Consider the following 1,942-nt stretch of genomic DNA (forward strand, 5'->3'; position numbering starts at 1 on the left):
TGTGATGTTGGGTCCGGTAGACTAAAATACCACCAGGACAATTCATCGGTTTAACTGCATAACCTTCTCCATCAATTTGGGTAAAGTACATGTTCTCACGATAGTGATCCCAGTGCCCTGATTGCTGCCATAATTTTTGGTGCAAGATAATCGGGGTTTTGATTTCTTGATAACCGTATTTGACATGCAGTTTACGCCAGAAGGCTTCCAGTTCATTGCGGATGATCATTCCCTTAGGATGAAAGAAAGGAAAGCCTGGTCCTTCTTCCTGAATGCTGAATAGATCAAGTTCACGGCCAAGTTTACGGTGATCCCGTTTAGCGGCTTCTTCCATCATAGTTATATATGCGTCCAAATCAGCCTTCTTTTCAAAGGATGTACCATAAATTCGCTGCAACATTTTCCGTTTCTCGTCTCCGCGCCAGTAAGCACCAGCAATACTTTGCAGCTTAATTGCCTTAACACGTCCGGTTGACGGAACATGAGGTCCGGCACACAGATCAATAAATTCACCTTGTTTATAAATAGATATTTCAACATCTTCCGGTAAATCACGGATTAATTCTTGTTTGTAAATTTCTCCGTGCTCACCAAATAGCTTAAGGGCTTCTTCGCGGCTAAGTGTCAGCCGTTCAAGTGGCAAGTTTTCTTTAACGATTTTTTCCATTTCTGCCTGGATTTTTTCTAAATCATCAGGAGTAAATGTATGGGCAGTATCAAAGTCGTAGTAAAAGCCGTTGGCAATAGCCGGTCCTATTCCTAATTTAACATCAGGATACAGGCGTTTAACAGCTTGAGCCAAAATATGGGAAGAGGTATGGCGTAAGGCATCTTTACCTTCCGCATCTTCGAATGTCAAAAATTCGACAGTTGCATCATGTTCCAGTGTAGCAAACAAATCTCTGATATGCCCATCTACTTTAGCGACCAGTGCAGTTTTCGCCAAGTTACGGCTAATTGAGGCGGCAGCCTCAGCCAGTGTGATTCCTGGCTCGAACTCGCGCACTGCTCCATCTTTTAATGTCACCTTAATTTTACTCATCTTCAGCAGCCTCCTATGAAAATAAAAAACTCCCATTCCCTATAGGGACGAGAGTTTTATACCCGTGGTTCCACCCTGTTTTGGCATATCGCCATCTCAGACTTGATAACGGGGAAATACCCCGGCAAAGCTTACTTTAGTTCAGCCAGCAGTTTAGAGGTGGTAATTATGGGTTGGTTTGCGCAAAGATGCTTTCAGCCATGGCATCTTTTCTCTGGTCGCCTTTCAATCCATAATCATTTCCTCGGCATCACTTTTATGGATATGTAATTATCAAAAATTATATACGAGTTAGCTGGCATTGTCAAGTTTATAGCTCTGTATGAGTTGACTGGCCGGAAGGCATACAGAGTTCACAGCCCTCGCAAACTACAACCCGTCCTTCAAACACACTTTTGATAGTCTCTAACACTTCTTTGTCACATAGCGGGTTGCTGATATGTACCATAATATTGCGTGGTGCAATGGTAATTAAGGCACTTACTACTAAATCTTCGTAATTCAGATTATCATAACTTTCAGCATCACAGTGTGGCAGTAATGAATTCTCGACACATTGATTCTTTATGGTTTTACCATGTGCATCATAAATCTGAAACGCACTAGCGTCATTAATAATTAGATGAACCTCATCTACCCGTGGCTCCTGCACATCCACAAAATAGCGCAGAACACGTATAAATTCCCTGTACTCAAGTTCCATCATAAAGTCATCAACAACATTATCAATGACTTCTGACAAATGCAGGCGATAGTCTTTCAGACGAAAATTCAGAAACCCCTCAAGTACTAAAACATGATGGTTTTCCAGGTACTCTAATATTCTGGACAATACTAGTTTATAGCGCACTGCTGGACTCTTACTAAGCATCTTTAATGTATTTGCTTCAACAATTGCAC

Annotated in this window: 2 protein-coding genes; both read right to left on the minus strand. The window is 41.6% G+C overall.

Annotated elements, in window-relative coordinates; genetic code table 11:
• Window positions 1-1,042, minus strand: a 1,042-nt coding sequence (locus AC29Z1_RS13510) for a TGS domain-containing protein (RefSeq protein ID WP_488271980.1), incomplete at its 3' end; no start/stop codon positions are given.
• A gap of 310 nt (window positions 1,043-1,352) precedes the next feature.
• On the minus strand, window positions 1,353-1,942 hold a 590-nt coding region (gene ytxC, locus AC29Z1_RS13515; protein ID WP_488271981.1), incomplete at its 5' end, for a sporulation protein YtxC.

Source organism: Sporomusa sp. (genome assembly GCF_057736855.1).